The sequence below is a fragment of the Sphingomonas sp. dw_22 genome, assembly GCF_018449795.1.
Lineage (GTDB): Bacteria > Pseudomonadota > Alphaproteobacteria > Sphingomonadales > Sphingomonadaceae > Sphingomonas.
In genome coordinates, this window is the sequence record NZ_JAAVVE010000003.1 from 140,999 (window position 1) to 157,568 (window position 16,570).

Here is a 16,570-nt window from a genome sequence, read left to right on the forward strand (position 1 = left end):
CTTGTCCGGCGCGCGGGTACGCGCGTGCCTGGACGAGCTAGATACGAAGCCGGCTTTGCCGCAGTGCAGCAGTTTTGTAAGGAATGATTGCGCCTGCCGCGATCAGCCGCGCGGCAGGGCGATTTCGGCGCAGAGGCCGCCTTCGGGGCGATTGGCGAGGGTGAAACTGCCGCCCTCGGCCTCCGCCACGCGCACGACGATCGGCAGGCCCAGGCCGAAGCCGACCGTGTCGCGGGTGCGGGCGGTGTCGAGGCGGAAGAAGGGCTGGAGCACCTGTTCCATCGATTCCTCGGGGATGCCGGGGCCGTCATCCTCGACGCGGACCAGCACGCGCGCTTCCTCCTCGATCAGGCGGACGCAGACAGTATCGGCATGGTGGAGCGCATTCTCGACCAGGTTCACGATCGCGCGCTTCATCGCCATCGGGCGGAGCGTCATTTCGAGGTGCCGCGGCCCGGCATATTCGACCGCGTCGCCGAGGTCGGCCCGTTCGTCGCACAGGGTGGCGCAGAGCACGGCGAGGTCGGCGGGGACCGGCCTCTCGATCTCGCCCTCGCCGCCGAGATAGGCGAGCACCGAGGCGATCATCGCCTCCATCTCGGCGACATCGGCCTCGACCGCGGCGCGCAGCGCGGGATCGGCGATGGCGTCGGCGCGCAGGCGCAGGCGGGCGAGCGGCGTGCGCATGTCGTGGCCGACGGCGGCGAGCGCCTGGGTGCGATCGGCGATCAGGCGGCGGATGCGCGCCTGCATCCGGTTGAAGGCATGGACGACCCGGCGGACCTCGCCCGGCCCGGCCTCCGGCACGTCCTCCGCGCTGTTGCTGCCGACATGATCGGCGGCGATGGCGAGACGGCGCAGCGGGAGCAGCATCTGGCGCACCATCAGGCCGCCGATCAGGATCAGCCCCATCGCCGGGATCAGCGCGAGCAGGACGCGCTCGGTCGCGAGGTTCAACTGCTGGACCGGCTCGCGCGTCCGGAAATAGAGCCAGCTCCGATCCGGCAGGCGCAGTCCGCCGACGATGGCCGCCTGGCGGCCGGGCGAGGTGAGCCGCAGGCGCAGATCGGTGGCGGCCAGTTGCGGCTCCCAGGTGACGACCTGATGATAGATATGGTCGAGCGACGGCGCGATCGGGGGGAGCTGGGGCTGCGCTGCCTTCCAATGGACTTCGTAGCGATCGGTGGTGAGCTCGCCGGCCATGGCAGGCCTGTGTTCGACCGGCTGCTCGGCCATGATCTTGCGCGAGATCACCAGATGCTCGGCCAGGCGGCGCGCCTCGTCGTCACGGACGGAGAAATGGCTGGCGCGCTCGTAGAGGACAGTGCTGACAGCGAACTCGATCAGAATGGTGAGCAGCAGGATCGCGAAGACCCGGCCGATCAGCCCCAAAGGCGCGCGGAACAGGCCGCTCAATCGCGCGTGACCGGCACGTTGAGCATATAGCCGACGCCGCGCACGGTGATGATCGGCGCGCCCTTGCCGGCATTGGAGAGCTTGCGGCGCAGGCGGCTGACCAGCACGTCGACGCTGCGATCCGAGCTGTCGCCCAGGCGGGTGCGCGACAGCTCGATCAGCCGTTCGCGGGCGATGACGCGGCCGGCATGGTCGCACAGCGCCACGAGCAGGTCGAACTCGGCGCCGGTGAGTTCGACGACCGCGCCGGTGGGGGAAAGCAGCTCGCGGCGGGGGAGGACGACGGTCCAGCCGTCGAACTGGAGCGTGCCGCGCGGGCGCTCGGCCGGCTGGCGCTCGGCGCCGCCGCGGCGGAGCACGGCGCGGACGCGGGCGACCAGCTCGCGCGTGCCGAAGGGCTTGGCGATATAATCGTCGGCGCCCAGCTCCAGCCCGACGACGCGATCGGTCTCGCTGCCCTTGGCCGAGATGAAGATGATCGGGATCTCGCTCTTCTGGCGGATCGCGCGGCACAGATCGATGCCGCTGGTGCCGGGCAGCATGATGTCGAGCAGGACGAGATCGGCCGGTCCCTGATCGAGCGCGAGCCACATCTCGGGCGCGGACGAGGCGGGGCGCACGGTATAGCCATGCTCCTGCAGGGCGCGCGTGGTGAGGGTGCGCAGCGCAGGGTCGTCTTCGACCAGGACGATGGAAGGCTGGGTCATCGGAGGGTCGGTCAAATACATGCGAGAGGGGAGGTAGGTTCCCGTTTCCGCAGGGTCAACGCGGCGTGGCTGTTTGCGGCGGTGCAGCAATGTTTTGTCACGAAAGTTCGTCCGTCGGGTTTGCGATGAGGGGATCGAACCGGCCGGGAATGCAACAGTTGCCGATATTCGCCTGCCATGAGAGAATTGGCCGTCCGGGCAAAGGATTGGGCCATGAGCGACGGCGATGGATGCGATGCTGGCGGACATCACTGCGACGGTGCGTTCGCATCGCACGGCGGAGATGCGGGATACGGTGCTGAAACAGGTGGGCTCGTCCCTGCGCCGCCTCTCAAGCGCATCGTGGTCAATGGAGCGCCGGTTAGCGAAACCTCACACGAGTTCGTAATGCCCAGATCGGACAGCAGGCATCCGATAAACCGGATAGGGAACGACTGCTGACGATCCACTTGCGGTCATTCGACGGCTATCGAGGTCAATAGCTCGGCAGTCCCGGATACTCCCAACGATAGGGAACGCCTGTCTCGCCGAGCGCGGCGCGGACCAGAGCCGGAAAGGCGCGCTCGGCGCGCACGTCGTTGGACAGGATCAGCACGCAGCGCCGGCCGCGTTCCAGGCACACCAATGTGTTGGCCGTGGTGTCGTTGTGGCCGCCCTTCAGCCATCCCGGCCCCTGAGATCCGGTGAAGGCGAGGACGCCGAGCGCGGCCGAGGCGTTCGGCCGTTCGGCCGGGCGCGCATCGGGGAGCAGCGTCGGGAATTGCTGGCGGGTCGTGATCGGCAGCGTGCCCTTCACATAGGCGGCGCGCCAGCGCGCGGGCAGTCCGTAGCCGCGCACCATCGCCGCCGCCATTAGCGACAGGTCGTGGATCGTCGTGTCCATCGAGCCTGCCGCGCGCACCCGGCTGCGCTCGTCATGGGGCTCGGCCTTGCCTTGCTCGTCCCATCCGTCCGCGATGTTCGGCGCGAAACCCGGTTGCCATATCAGGCTGGTGCGGGTCATCCCGAGCGGGCCGAAGAAGCGGCACTGCAGTTCGGCCTCCACGTCCAGGCCCAGCCCCCGCTCGATGCCGAATTGCAGAAGCGAGATGCCCTCGCCGGAATAGGCATAGCGCGTGCCGGGAGTGAAATGGATGCGCAGCTTCTCGTCCGGCTCGAGATAGGCGAAATTGGCGAAGCCGGTGGCATGGTTCAGCACCATGCGCGGCGTGATCGCCCGCCAGCGATCGTCCCCGGCCAGATCGCCCCAGTTGCCATAGGCGTCGAGATTGCCATAGTCCGGAAGCGGTTTCGGCAGCATCGTGGCGATGGGCCGGTCGAGGTCGAGGCGCTTTTCGGCGGCGAGCTGGGTCACGAAATAGCCGAACACGGCTTTGGTCAACGACGCGCCGTACATCACCGTGTCCGGCGTCAAGGGATCGCCATTGGCATTGCGGGCGCCCCAGGTCCGCACCGTCCGCACCTTGCCGCCGTCGATCGTCGCGATGGCGAGGCCCCGCGCGCCGGTGTCCGCCATCGCCGCGCGCGCCGCCGCATCGACGGCGTCCGGCCGCGCCTTGGCGAGCGCACCGGTCGAGACGAGCATGGTCAGCGTCCCGTACAAAGCCAGACGGCGGAAATGCTTCATGCCTATATTGCCTCCCGTTCGAGTTCGCCGTGACGTGCCAATAGCCCGGATATTGCAGATCGCCTTCGAAACGATACCGACAGCGCCCGATGCTTGAAAGGGGCTGGTCTTGCGGCAGCCTAGATCTCGATAAACCCCCGCCGCGCCGCGACGATCACGGCGTGGGTGCGATCGGCCACGTCGAGCTTGGCGAAGATGCTCTTGAGGTGCGCCTTCACCGTGTCGGTGGAGAGCGATAGCTGCCAGGCGATCTGCTTGTTGGGATGTCCCTCCGCCACCAGGCGCAGGATGCCGAGCTCGCGTTCGGTGAGGCGATCCTCCAGCGCGTGCAGGGCGATCTCCTGCGCGATTTCCGGGGCGATGGCGCGGCGGCCGGCATAGGCCGAGCGGATCGTATCGAGCAGATCTTTGCGAATGCAACTCTTTAGCAGATATCCGCTCGCGCCGGCGCGAAGCGCTCGCAGCGCCTGGGTGTCGCCGGGATAGGTGGTGAGGACGACGATCGCGGCGTCGGACTGCTCTCGGCGGATCGTCTCGATCGCCTCGATCCCGTTCATGCCGGGCATCTGGATGTCCATCAGCGTGACATCGGGGCCCAGCTCGCGGTGGCGCGCCACCGCCTCGGCGCCGTCGCGCGCCTCGCCGGCCAATACCATGTCGGGCTGGCGCTCGATCACCGCGACCAGCCCCTCGCGCAGCATCGGGTGATCGTCGACCACCAGCACGCGGATCGCGGGGGCGGCGGGGGCCGCCATTGCCTGCTCAATCATCGCCGTCTCCTGCGGTCACGGCCATCTTCCGGCCCTTCCTGATCGATGTGTAGGCGATCCCGGCGGGGACGATCAGGACGATCTCGGTGCCCTTGCCGGGGCCGCTGTCTATGCCGAACTCCGCGCCGAGCTTGCGCGCGCGTTCGCGCATGCCGGTCAGGCCGAAATGGCCGGGCTTCTCGCCGCAGCGGACGATGTCGAGGGCCATGCCGACGCCATCGTCGCGGAAGCGCACGGTGAAGGCGGTGGTGCGGAAGCCGATGACGACTTCCACGGTGCGGGCATGGGCATGGCGCCAGATGTTGAACAGCGCCTCGTTGGCGATCCGCGCGACCTCGTCGCAGACGAGCGGATCGAGCGGGCGCGACTGGCCTTCGGTGGAGACATGGATGCGGGTGGCGGAATCGAACGCCTGCTTGCGGGCGATGTCGAGGATCATGTGCTCGATATCGTCGGGCGCGCCGATCATGCGGAGGTCGCGCACGCGGTCGCGGCCCTCGGCCAGCACGTCGTCGGCGCGGTCCAGCGCTTCTTCCAGCGCACGGCGGGCGGGCTGGTCGGGCGGCATGTCGTCCGCGACGAGCTGGAAGCGCAGCACCAGCGCCTGGACGCCCTGGAGCAGCGTGTCGTGCAGCTCGCGGGCGATGCGCTCGCGCTCGGCGAGCCGCTCGGCCAGCCGCATCCGCATCCGCGCCGCCATCCGCCGGAGGCGCAGGCGATAGACGAGCCAGGTCGCCAGCAGCGCGGCGGCGACGCACAGCGCATAAAAGGGCCAGGACTGGAAGAAGGTCGGCCGAATCGTGAATTCCAGCGTGGCGCCGGTGTGGTTCCACACGCCGTCATTGTTCGCGGCGATCACCCGGAAGCGATAGGTGCCGGGGGCGAGATTGGTGTAGAATGCCTGTCGGCGCGTGCCGGGATCGACCCAGTCCTTGTCCACGCCCTCCAGCATGTAGCGGAAGCGCACCCGGCTCGGCACCGACAGGCTGAGCGCGGTATATTCGATCGAGAGGTTCCGCGTGCCGCGCCCGAGGGTGAGCGAGGCGGGATCGACATAGCGATGCCGGTCCGCCGTGAGCGCGCGGATCTTCACCGGCGGCGGCGCGGCGTTGCGCACGAGATGGTTGGGATCGACGCGGACCACGCCCTGGCGGGTGAGGAACCATAGCCGCCCATCGCTACCCGCCGCCATCTGCAACCCGTCGGAGCGCTGGGTGCGACTGGCGAATCCGTCCTGCTCGTCGAGCAGCTTGTGGGGGATGGGATCGCCGGGATGGGCGAAGGCGCGGTCGAGATCGGCGGTCGCGATGCGGATGATGCCGTGATTGTTGACCATCCAGGTCTGGCCCGCGCGCGTCTGGACCATGCCGCGCACGCCGCGCAGCCAGGGGTGATCGGCGATGTCGAGCCGGGCGAAGCGGCCGTCCCGGTAGCGCGCCAGCCCCTGTCCGCCGCCGACGAACAGCCCGTCGGGGCCGCCATGGACGGTGGTGATGCCGGTGACGCCGATCCGATCGTTGCTCCAGGCAGTGGCGATGCTGCCCGTGATGCGGACGAGTGCGTGGCGATCGAGGATGATGACGGGGTTGCCCTGTCCGTCGATCACCACGTCCTGCGGCCGGCCTGGCGCGCCGGGCGGCAGGGGGATGCGCCGCCAGCCCCGCGCATCGCGCATCAGCAGGCCATGGTCGAAACGGGCGACCCATAGCCGGCCGCTGCTGTCCTCGCCGCATCCGAAGCTGAGCGCGCGATCGGGCAGCGCGAGCGTCTCGACCGGCTTGCCTCCGCGCAGGCGTATCATGCGGCCGGGAAGCCCGAGCCATATCGTGCCGTCGCCGCCGCGGCAGAGCGCCTGAGCCTCGTCCTGCCCGGTCAGCACCGGCCGGGGCTCGCCGCCGGGATCGGCGCGGTAGAGCGTCGGGCCGCTGGCGAGATAGACGGTGCCCGTGTCGTCCGCGGCGATCAGATAGCCGAAGGCCGAGCTGGCCGCCGGGGGATCGACGCGCGAGACGTTGGAGATGCGGAACTGGTCGAGCCCCATCTCGGTGCCCACCCAGATATTGCCCTCGCGATCCTGGAACACCGCGACCGCCTGGTTGGAGGAAAGGCCGTTGGCGGTGCCGAAGCCGGTCGGCTGCCCGGCCGCCTCGGGCGCGGGAATGCGGAAGATGCCGCTGGTGAAGGTGGAGCCCCACAGGCTCCCTTCGCGATCGAACAGGATCGTCGTGCGGCGGATCGTGCCCGAGGGCGGGAAGACGGCCGGGTTCGCCGCGACGCGGGCGCCGCGCGGATAATCGGGCAGCATCCGGGTGCCGCTGGGGTCCGACAGCCAGACATGGCCGTGCGGATCCTCGGCCATGCTGGCACCTTCGGCGACGCCGAGGCCGGTCGCCTCGAAGCGCTTCGCCCCATGGCGCAGGAACAGCAACTGCGTGTTGGTGGCGAGCCACAGCGTGCCGTCGCGCGCAGCGAGGACGCTGGCGACGAATTCCTTGTCGGGCACGCCCCAACTCGAATCGATCCCTTGCCAGGTGCCGGCCCGATAGCGCTTGAGCGCCCTGCGCCCGCGGCCGCCCACGGCCCAGATCGCTCCGTCCAGATCCTCGGCAAGCTGGGTGATCTCGCCCGGGGGATCGGGCATGCCGGCGCGCACCATGCGGCCACCGCGATAGACCTCGACGCCGCCCGATCCGGAATAGCCGGCCCAGAGCTCGCCCTTGCGCGTGACCAGCACCGCGCTGACGGGGATCGCGCCGCGCGGGTGATCGGGCGCGGGGGCGATATGCTCGAAGGTCACGCCGTCGAAGCGGTACAGGCCGTCGCCGGTGCCGAGCCACAGATAGCCGTCGCGCGTCTGCGCGAGCGACTGGACCATGGACGGCACCCCGTCCTTGCTGGTCCAGCTGCCATGGGTGAACCGGGTGGGGTGGGGCGTGTCCGCGCGCACGGGCTGCGCGCAGCACAGCGCCCATAACCCGGCCATGACCAGCGCCAGCCGCAAACCCGATCCCCCAGTGTCGCAGCATCCAGCCGGAACCATCCGGCTAACGCCTTCTAGCATGGCCGAAAGTTTAGTGCAGTAACCCTAAAGGGTGCCTGGAATACCTGCTCGCGGGATTTCATCTCCCGTCCGGCAGGCCGATAACCGCCTCCACAACCACAGGGGACACAAGCAATGCGCGAGCAGGACTTCGTCACTCCCCAGGGCGCAAGCCGGCGCGAGTTCATCGCCGGTGCGACTGTCGTCGCCGGCCTGGCCACGCTTCCCACCGCCTTCCCGGCATTCGCCGGAACCATCGCAGGAGAACGAAACATGGGTACGGTAAAGACCACCGACGGCGTCGAGATCTTCTACAAGGACTGGGGCCCCAAGACCGCCACGCCGATCATGTTCCACCATGGCTGGCCGCTCAGCGCGGACGACTGGGACAACCAGATGCTGTTCTTCCTCGCCAAGGGCTACCGGGTGATCGCGCATGACCGGCGCGGCCATGGACGCTCGTCGCAGGTCGGCTCGGGCCACGACATGGACCATTATGCCGCCGACGTCGCCGCCGTCACCGACGCGCTCGACCTGAAGGGCGCAATCCATATCGGCCATTCGACCGGCGGCGGCGAGGTCGCGCATTATGTCGCCCGCGCCAAGCCGGGCCGCGTCGCCAAGGCGGTGCTGGTGAGCGCGGTGCCGCCGATCATGGTCAAGACCCCCGCCAATCCCGGCGGCCTGGACATCTCGGTGTTCGACGGGCTGCGCGCGGCGCTCGCCGCCAATCGCTCGCAATTCTACATCGACCTGCCGACCGGCCCCTTCTATGGCTTCAACCGGCCGGGTGCGAAGATCTCGCAGGGCCTGATCGACAATTGGTGGCGCCAGGGGATGATGGGCGCGGCCAACGCCCATTACGAAGGCATCAAGGCGTTTTCCGAGACCGACTTCACCGAAGACCTCAAGAAGATCGAGGTGCCGGTCCTCGTCGCGCACGGCACCGACGACCAGATCGTGCCCTATGCCGATGCCGGGCCGCTTTCGGCGAAGCTGCTGAAGCACGGCACGCTCAAGAGCTATGAGGGCTTCCCCCACGGCATGCTCTCGACCAATCCGGACGTCCTCAACCCCGACCTGCTCGCGTTCATCAAGGGCTGAACCGAACGGGAAGGGGAAGCGAATGGCCGACACCGTCCTGCTCATCCACGGCGCCTGGCTGACGCCAAGCGCGTGGGACCGCTTCCGGCAACGCTACGAAGCGGCGGGTGTGACGGTGGCGGCGCCGGCCTGGCCCTGTCTCGACGGACCGGTGGAGGTGCTGCGCGCCTCCCCGGATCCGCGGCTGGCCCGGCTGGGGCTGGGGCAGATCGTCGATCATCATGCCGCGCTGATCGAGGCGATGGCCGAGCCGCCGATCTTGATCGGCCATTCCTTCGGCGGGCTGATCGTCCAGATGCTGCTGAACCGCGGACTCGGCGCGGCCGGAGTCGCGATCGACCCCGCGGCGCCCTTCGGCGTGCCGGCGAGCCCTCTGGCGATCTGGACCTCGCTGCCGGTGTTCACGGCGTGGAACGGCTGGAACCGGGTGCTGCGGATGAGCCTGCGCGGCTTTGCCACCGGCTTCGCGCAGACGCTGCCCGAGGCGGAGAAGCCTTATGCGTGGCAGAAGTTCATCGTGCCGGCGCCGGGGCGGATCTTCTTCCAGGCGCTGCTCGGCATCGGCAGCCGGATCCGCTGGGCGAACCCGGATCGCGCGCCGCTGCTGCTGATCGCGGGGGAGAAGGACCGCACCGTTCCCGCCGCCATGGTCCGCACCAATTTCAGGAAGCAGCGGCGCGCCCCGTCGCGCACCGAATTTCGCGAATTTCCCGGCCGCTCGCATTGGCTGTGCAACGAGAGCGGCTGGGAGGAAGTTGCCGACGCCGCGCTCGACTGGGCGCGCGCGCATCGCCGATCCGGGTAGATATTCCAGCAATTCCAGCGGTATCGTCGGTCCGGACCGATCGTGTGCGCGCGGGGGAGCGGAGAAATCGGCCCGCTTGGTCGTTTTGAGACGCAAGCACCACACGGCATTGGACTTTTTGGTGCGGACATCTTATGTACCGATCATTATGAAAACCGCACTCTGTTCCCCCACCAAAGGCAGGCCCCGCGAATTCGACATGGACGAGGCGCTGACGGCCGCGCTGCGCGTGTTCTGGAGCAAGGGCTATGAGGGTGCGTCGCTGACCGATCTTACCGAGGCGATGGGGATCACCCGGCCGAGCCTCTATGCCGCGTTCGGCAACAAGGAGGCGCTGTTCCGCAAGGCACTCGACCTCTACGAGAGCGAGAAGCTCGATTATATGGCCCAGGCGCTGGAAGCGCCGACCGCGCGCGGCGTGGCCGAGCGGCTGCTGCGCGGCGCCTATGCGGTGCAGGCCGACGAATGGGATCCCAAGGGATGCCTGGGCGTCATCAGCTCGGTCGCGTGCGGGACCGAGGCAGAATGCATCCGCGAGGAAGTGATCGCGCGGCGCGCATCGTCGCTGCGCGCGCTGGTCGCGCGATTCGAGCGGGCCAAGACGGACGGCGACCTGCCCGACAATATCGAGCCCGAGGGGCTCGCCAATTATCTCCTCGCGATCATGCAGGGCATCGCCGTGCAGGGCGGATCGGGCGCGACCTGCGCCGATCTGGAGCGGCTGGTGAACACCAGCCTGACGGTCTGGCCGACGCGCTGACCGCCTGCCGGGCGTGCTTGCCGTAGCGGCGCCCAATAAAAACTTGTCCGGCACATTAACAGAATATGGACAAAAAATACCGGGCAGTATAGAAAGCCCCTTGACGCAACGCAGCACGAGTTCTATACCAGTCAGTATAGAAATGATCCGCCGCCGCTGGGGTGATGGATCGGCGACAAAGGAAGCGGCGATGCGTCAGCTCGCACAATCAGGAAGCAGGGCTGGGCCCTGAACCGACAAGGGCGGTGAACGCCTGAATTCGACAGGAGCGGATGACTGGCTGCGGGACCGGATGGCCCCGCGGGTGAGGTGGGTCATACGCATGTATGGGCGGAAAGCCGGCACGCACGATTTAGGGTGAGCCGAGCCTGACGCATCAAGGAACAGCAAGACCGGCAAGCCGGCGGCCAAGGGGCCGCACGGCAAGGGAAGGGCTTTGCCCGGCCGGTCCGACGAAGGGAGACGAACCATGGCCTATCTGAACCTCGCCGAGATGCAGGGCGCTGCGATCCCGATGCCGCGCGACGTGGCCGTCGTGCAGCCCAGGACCGCTACCGGCCTGACCGCTCTCGAATGGCAAGTCGTCGCGATCGCGCAGCACGACCGGCTCTCGACGCTCGAGAAACCGGGCCGGATGGCGATCGCCCTGGGCGTTCTCTTCGGTGGCGAGCGGCCCAATCCCAGGCTCGCCGATCCCAGGCTCGAAGCGCTCCGGCGCATCTCGGTGCTCGCATGGCGCAAGGGTTTCCGCCTGCCGCAGCACGAGATCCGCGCCTTCCAAGAGGCGGGTTACACCGCCGATCAACTCGAAACGCTGCTTGCCAGCATCAGCCGCGGCCGCGCGGCCCTGAATCAGGGGACACGACATGAACATGGTTACACGCATTGAGTCCGACGACGCCGGCGCGCAGCCCGGCACGAAGCGGCTCAAGACCTGGCACAAGGCATCGCTGGTCGCGCTGCCCGTCGCAGTGATCGCAGCCGCCGTAGGCCTGAACAGCCGCGGCACGCCTGCCGCCGCCGCGCCGCCGCCGCCGACCGTGACGGTCGCGTCGCCGCTGGTGCGCGAGATCAACGAATGGGACGATTATGTCGGCCGGTTCGAGCCGAGCCGCTCGGTCGAGGTGCGTCCGCGCGTCTCGGGCGCGGTCACGGCGATCCACTTCACCGACGGCGCGATCGTCCAGAAGGGCCAGCTGCTCTTCACGATCGACCAGCGGCCCTTCACCGCGGCGCTCGCCGAGGCGCGCGCCGGCCTTGCCAGCGCGCAGAGCGATCTCGCGCTCGCCCAGTCCGATCTCGGCCGCGCCCAGCGGCTGGTGGAGGTCGAGGCGGTGTCGAAGAGCGATGTCGAGCGGCTCCAGGCGCGCGTCCGTGCCGGCCAGGCGTCCGTCGCCGCGGCCCAGGCCCGGGTCCGCAGCCGCGCGCTGGACGTCGAGTTCACCGAGGTTCGCGCGCCGATCTCCGGCCGCATCTCGGACCGCAAGGTCGATGCCGGCAATCTGGTCGCTGCGGGCGAGGGGCAGGGCGGCACGCTGCTGACCACGATCAACGCGCTCGATCCGATCTACTTCACCTTCGACGGTTCGGAGGCGCTGTTCCTCAAGGCCAAGCGCGCGCGTGAGGCCGGGGCAACGGAGTCGCCTGTCCAGATCCGCCTGCAGGACGAGACCGACTATCGCTGGAAGGGCAAGATCGACTTCACCGACAACGGGCTGGACCCGCGTTCGGGCACGATCCGCGGCCGTGCGGTGCTGAGCAATCCGGGGATGTTCCTCACCCCCGGCATGTTCGGCAACATGCGGCTCTCGGCCGGCGGCACGGCGCAGGCGCTGATGGTGCCCGATTCGGCGATCGCGACCGATCAGGCGCGCAAGCTGGTGATGACCGTCGCCCCCGACGGCACGCTGGCGCCCAAGCCGGTGACGCTCGGCCCGGTGGTGGATGGCCTGCGGATCATCCGCACCGGCCTGACGCCGCAGGACAAGGTGGTGCTCGCCGGCGCGATGATGGCGCCTCCGGGCAGCAAGGTGCAGGTCAAGCCCGGCAAGATCGCGCCGGTCGCGGCCGCGCAGACACCGACGATTTCGGCTCCGGTCACGGGCGAGGCGACTTTCGCCCGTTGATCGACCCTGCCGCCGGGTAACCCCAGGCCCGGCGGCAGGAACGTATTCCGCCGTTCGCAATGCGGACGGCTTTTTTCGAAGCCCCTTCAACGAGGAGACGGCCATGCGCCTCTCACGCTTCTTCATCACGCGCCCGATCTTCGCGGCCGTGATTGCCGTGGTAATCACGATTCTCGGCGCGATCGCCTATGTAACGCTGCCGATATCGCAATATCCGGATATCGTTCCGCCCACGGTCACCGTCACCGCGGCCTATCCCGGCGCGTCCGCCGAGACGGTCGCCGAGACGGTCGCCGCGCCGATCGAGCAGGAGATCAACGGCGTCGACGACATGCTGTACATGTCGTCCCAGTCGACCGGCGACGGTTTGGTCACCATCACGGTGACCTTCAAGCAGGGCACCAATCTCGATGCCGCGCAGGTTCTGGTGCAGAACCGTGTGGCGGTCGCGGTGCCGCGCCTGCCCGAGGATGTGCAGCGTGCCGGCGTGGTGACGCGCAAGACGTCGCCGGACTTCCTGATGGTCGTCAACCTGATCTCGCCCGACAAGTCGCTCGAGCGCGGCTATATCTCGAACTATGCGCTGACCCAGGTCCGCGATCGCCTTGCGCGTATCGACGGCGTGGGCGACGTCCGCCTGTTCGGCAGCCGCGACTATGCGATGCGCATCTGGATCGATCCGGCGCGCGCCGCGGCGCTCAACCTTACCGCCGGCGAGATCGTCGCGGCGCTGCGCGCGCAGAACGTGCAGGTCGCCGCGGGTTCGCTCGGCCAGCCCGGATCGGGCACGACCGGCCAGGCCTTCCAGCTCAACATCGAGACGCAGGGCCGGCTCAAGGATCCCAGGCAGTTCGCCGATGTCATCATCCGCACCGATCCCAATGGGCGCCAGGTGCGCGTGTCAGACGTGGGCCGGGTCGAGCTGGGCGCCGCCGACTATAATTCCAACACCTATCTCTCGGGCGATCCGACGGTGATCCTCGCCGTGTTCCAGCGGCCGGGCTCGAACGCGCTTGCCGCCGCGCAGGCCGTCGAGCACGAGATGGAGGACATGTCCAAGATCTTCCCGAAGGGTCTGGAATATCGGGTGATCTACAACCCGACCGAGTTCATCTCGCAGTCGATCGACGCGGTCTATCACACGCTGGGCGAAGCCATCCTGCTGGTGGTCCTCGTCATCATCGTCTTCCTCCAGAAATGGCGCGCGGCAATCATCCCGGTGGTCGCGATCCCCGTGTCGCTGATCGGCACCTTCGCGGTGCTGGCGATGATCGGCTATTCGCTCAACAACCTGTCGCTGTTCGGCCTGGTGCTGGCGATCGGCGTGGTCGTCGACGACGCGATCGTCGTCGTCGAGAATGTCGAGCGCAACCTGGAGCACGGCCTGTCTCCGCTCGAGGCGGCGCGCAAGTCGATGGACGAAGTGTCCACGGCGCTGGTCGCGATCGTGCTCGTGCTCTGCGCGGTGTTCCTGCCGACCCTGTTCCTCAATGGTCTGTCGGGCGCCTTCTACAAGCAGTTCGCGGTGACGATCTCGACCGCGACGGTGATCTCGCTGATCCTGTCGCTGACCCTTTCGCCCGCGCTCGCCGCGATCCTGCTGCGCTCGCATGACAAGGATCATCCCTCGAACCCCGTCTTCGCCGCGCTGCGCCGTGCCGGGGACGCCTTCAACCGCGGCTTCGAGCGGATGAGCTCCGGCTATGCCAACCTCACCCGCACGCTGGTGATGCGGCCGAAGCGGATGATGGTCGCCTATGTCGGCCTGATCGCCGCGACGGTCGGCATGCTCTGGGCCACGCCCACCGGCTTCATTCCGGCGCAGGACCAGGGCTATTTCCTCACCGTCATCCAGTTGCCGCCGGGCTCGTCGCTCGAACGCACCGATGACGTGATGCGCAAGGTCGTGCAGCGGCTGCTTCCCATTCCGGGCGTGAAGGGATCGGTGATGCTTGCCGGCTTCGACGGCCCGTCGCAGACGCTCGCGCCCAATTCGGCCGCTGCCTATGTGCCGCTGCAATCCTTCGAGGAGCGCAGGAAGCTGGGCGTGACGCTGCAAAGCATCATGGCCGAGGCACGCAAGCGCACCGCCGACATCAACGAGGCGATGCTGCTGATGGTGCCGCCGCCGCTCATCCAGGGCATCGGTTCGGCCGGCGGCTATCGCCTGATGATCGAGGATCGCGGCGGCAACGGCTATGAGGATCTGGGCAAGGTGGCGTTCGGCCTGATCGGCCAGGCCAACCAGACCAAGGGCCTCCAGCAGATCTACACCTTCTTCAACACCGCGACGCCGCGCGTCTTCGCCGATATCGACCGGACCAAGTCCGATCTGCTCGGCGTGCCGCCGGAGCGCGTGTTCGAAGCGCTCAGCGTCTATCTCGGTTCGTCCTATGTGAACGACTTCAACCTGCTCGGCCGCACCTATCACGTGACCGCCCAGGCCGATCCGGCGTTCCGCACGAACGAAGCCGATATCGCCAACCTCAAGACGCGGTCCAATTCGGGAGCGATGGTGCCGATCGGCTCGGTCGCGACCTTCCAGGACAAGACGGGTCCGTATCGCGTGGTGCGCTACAACCTGTTCCCCGCGGTCGAAGTCGATGGCGACACCGCCCCTGGCTATTCCTCGGGCCAGTCGCTGGATTCGATGGAGAAGATCGCGAGCACCCTGCCGGCGGGATATGCCGCCGAGTGGACGGGCATCGCCTATCAGCAAAAGGCCGCCGGCAGCACTGCCGGGCTGGTGTTCGCGCTGGCCGTGCTGTTCGTCTTCCTGGTGCTGGCGGCGCAGTATGAAAGCCTGACGATGCCGCTGGCGATCATCCTGATCGTGCCGATGTGCCTGTTGGCCGCAATGGCCGGCGTGAACCTGCGGGGGATGGACAACAACGTCCTGACCCAGATCGGCCTGGTCGTGCTGATCGCGCTGGCTGCCAAGAACGCGATCCTCGTGGTCGAATTCGCCAGGCAGGCGGAGGACCAGGACGGCCTGTCGCCGGTGGATGCCGCGGTGCGTGCCGCGCGGGATCGCCTGCGTCCGATCCTGATGACCTCGTTCGCCTTCATCCTCGGCGCCGTGCCGCTGCTGATCGCGACCGGGGCGGGTGCCGAACTCCGCCAGGCGCTGGGTACGGCCGTGTTCTTCGGGATGATGGGCGTGACCGCCTTCGGCCTGCTCTTCACGCCGACCTTCTACGTCGTCTGCCGCGCGCTGGGGGATCGCATCTCCCGCCTGCGGGGGAGCGGGGGCGGGGAGCAGAACGTGCAGCTCCAGCCCGCCGAATAACCGCGGCCGCCGTCCCGGCGAAAGCCGGGGCCCAGGGCCAAGAACGACACCGCCTGTAACCCTGGATCCCGGCCCTGGCCGGGATGACGGGGAGGAGGAATTCAGATGTTCAACTATCGCATTCTCGCCGCAACCGCCTCGGCGCTGGCGCTCGCCGCCTGCGCCAGGGGGCCGGACTATGTCACGCCGCCGCATCCGCAGACGGCCTCCGGATCGTTCCTCTCGACCAGCGCGGCGGTGACGCCCGAGCCGGTCCAGGGCGACTGGTGGCGGCTCTACAACGATCCGGTGCTCGACAAGCTCGTCGCCGATGCGCTCGCCGCCAATACCGATGTGCGCGCGGCGGTGGCGCGGATCGCCCGGGCTCGAGCCGGCCTGCGCGGGGCGCAGGCCGATCGGCTGCCCCAGGCGGACGCATCGGCGGGGGCCAATTACGGCCGCCTGCCCGAAATCCAGCGTCCGGCGGGCGCCGCGCGCGAGGACTGGCAGGTCGATGCCGGGCTGAACGTGAACTATGAGGTCGATCTGTTCGGCCGGGTGAGCCGCGGCGTCGAGGCGGCGCGCGGCGACCTGAACGCGGCGCAGGCCGATGCCGATGCGGTGCGCGTGATCGTCGCGGCGGATACGGCGCAGGCCTATGCCGATGCGGTGTCGTCGGCCGAGCGGCTGGGCGTCGCCGAGCGCATCGTCGCGCTGCTGGACAAGTCGATCGACCTGACCGAGCGCCGCCGCACGGTGGGCCTTGCCACGCGGCTCGATACCGCGCGGATCGGCGCGCTGCGCAACCACCGCAAGGCGGAGGTGCCGGCGCTCGCCGCCGAGCGCGACGCGGCTTGGTTCCGGCTGGGGGCGTGCACCGGCCCCACCCCGGCCACCTGGCCCCCCCGAGGTTGGGGGGAGCCCACGTCGAAACCCACTACCACCCT

Annotated in this window: 12 protein-coding genes; 7 read left to right on the forward strand and 5 right to left on the reverse strand. The window is 68.4% G+C overall.

The features are described from left to right. Positions 1-102: 102 nt before the first annotated feature. From HB724_RS02530 to HB724_RS02550, 5 genes are all read right to left on the reverse strand, one after another. The gene (locus HB724_RS02530) at positions 103-1,407 is read right to left on the reverse strand and encodes an ATP-binding protein (RefSeq protein WP_213979348.1); all 1,305 of its coding nucleotides are present in this window, start codon (positions 1,405-1,407) and stop codon (positions 103-105) included. A 5-nt stretch (positions 1,408-1,412) separates the two neighbouring features. Next, positions 1,413-2,123: a response regulator transcription factor gene (locus HB724_RS02535; RefSeq protein ID WP_213979349.1), complete on the reverse strand. Its 711-nt coding sequence runs from the start codon at positions 2,121-2,123 to the stop codon at positions 1,413-1,415. A gap of 475 nt (positions 2,124-2,598) precedes the next feature. After that, positions 2,599-3,750: a serine hydrolase domain-containing protein gene (locus HB724_RS02540; RefSeq protein WP_213979323.1), complete on the reverse strand. Its 1,152-nt coding sequence runs from the start codon at positions 3,748-3,750 to the stop codon at positions 2,599-2,601. A gap of 119 nt (positions 3,751-3,869) precedes the next feature. After that, positions 3,870-4,520 (reverse strand): response regulator transcription factor, encoded by a 651-nt coding sequence (locus HB724_RS02545; RefSeq protein WP_256731271.1) that lies wholly within the window; start codon positions 4,518-4,520, stop codon positions 3,870-3,872. Beyond that, the gene (locus HB724_RS02550) at positions 4,513-7,560 is read right to left on the reverse strand and encodes a sensor histidine kinase (RefSeq protein WP_213979324.1); all 3,048 of its coding nucleotides are present in this window, start codon (positions 7,558-7,560) and stop codon (positions 4,513-4,515) included. Before HB724_RS02550 ends, HB724_RS02545 begins: the two co-directional genes overlap by 8 nt. Before the next feature lie 273 nt (positions 7,561-7,833). Here HB724_RS02550 and HB724_RS02555 point away from each other — a divergent pair, with 273 nt between their 5' ends. From HB724_RS02555 to HB724_RS02585, 7 genes are all read left to right on the forward strand, one after another. Continuing rightward, positions 7,834-8,664 carry an alpha/beta hydrolase gene (locus HB724_RS02555; protein WP_213979351.1) on the forward strand — a complete coding sequence of 277 codons (831 nt, stop codon included), beginning with the start codon at positions 7,834-7,836 and terminating at the stop codon, positions 8,662-8,664. A 22-nt stretch (positions 8,665-8,686) separates the two neighbouring features. Continuing rightward, positions 8,687-9,469, forward strand: a complete 783-nt coding sequence (locus HB724_RS02560) for an alpha/beta hydrolase (protein WP_213979325.1) — start codon at positions 8,687-8,689, stop codon at positions 9,467-9,469. Between the two features lie 148 nt (positions 9,470-9,617). Beyond that, positions 9,618-10,229 (forward strand): TetR/AcrR family transcriptional regulator, encoded by a 612-nt coding sequence (locus tag HB724_RS02565; RefSeq protein WP_213979326.1) that lies wholly within the window; start codon positions 9,618-9,620, stop codon positions 10,227-10,229. A gap of 469 nt (positions 10,230-10,698) precedes the next feature. After that, entirely contained in the window at positions 10,699-11,118 is a 420-nt protein-coding gene (locus HB724_RS02570; RefSeq protein ID WP_213979327.1) for a hypothetical protein, read from the forward strand. Further along, positions 11,096-12,355, forward strand: a complete 1,260-nt coding sequence (locus tag HB724_RS02575; RefSeq protein ID WP_213979328.1) for an efflux RND transporter periplasmic adaptor subunit — start codon at positions 11,096-11,098, stop codon at positions 12,353-12,355. Before HB724_RS02570 ends, HB724_RS02575 begins: the two co-directional genes overlap by 23 nt. A 103-nt stretch (positions 12,356-12,458) precedes the next feature. Beyond that, the gene (locus HB724_RS02580; RefSeq protein WP_213979329.1) at positions 12,459-15,644 is read left to right on the forward strand and encodes a multidrug efflux RND transporter permease subunit; all 3,186 of its coding nucleotides are present in this window, start codon (positions 12,459-12,461) and stop codon (positions 15,642-15,644) included. Between the two features lie 105 nt (positions 15,645-15,749). After that, positions 15,750-16,570, forward strand: an 821-nt coding sequence (locus HB724_RS02585; RefSeq protein ID WP_213979330.1) for a TolC family protein, incomplete at its 3' end; no start/stop codon positions are given.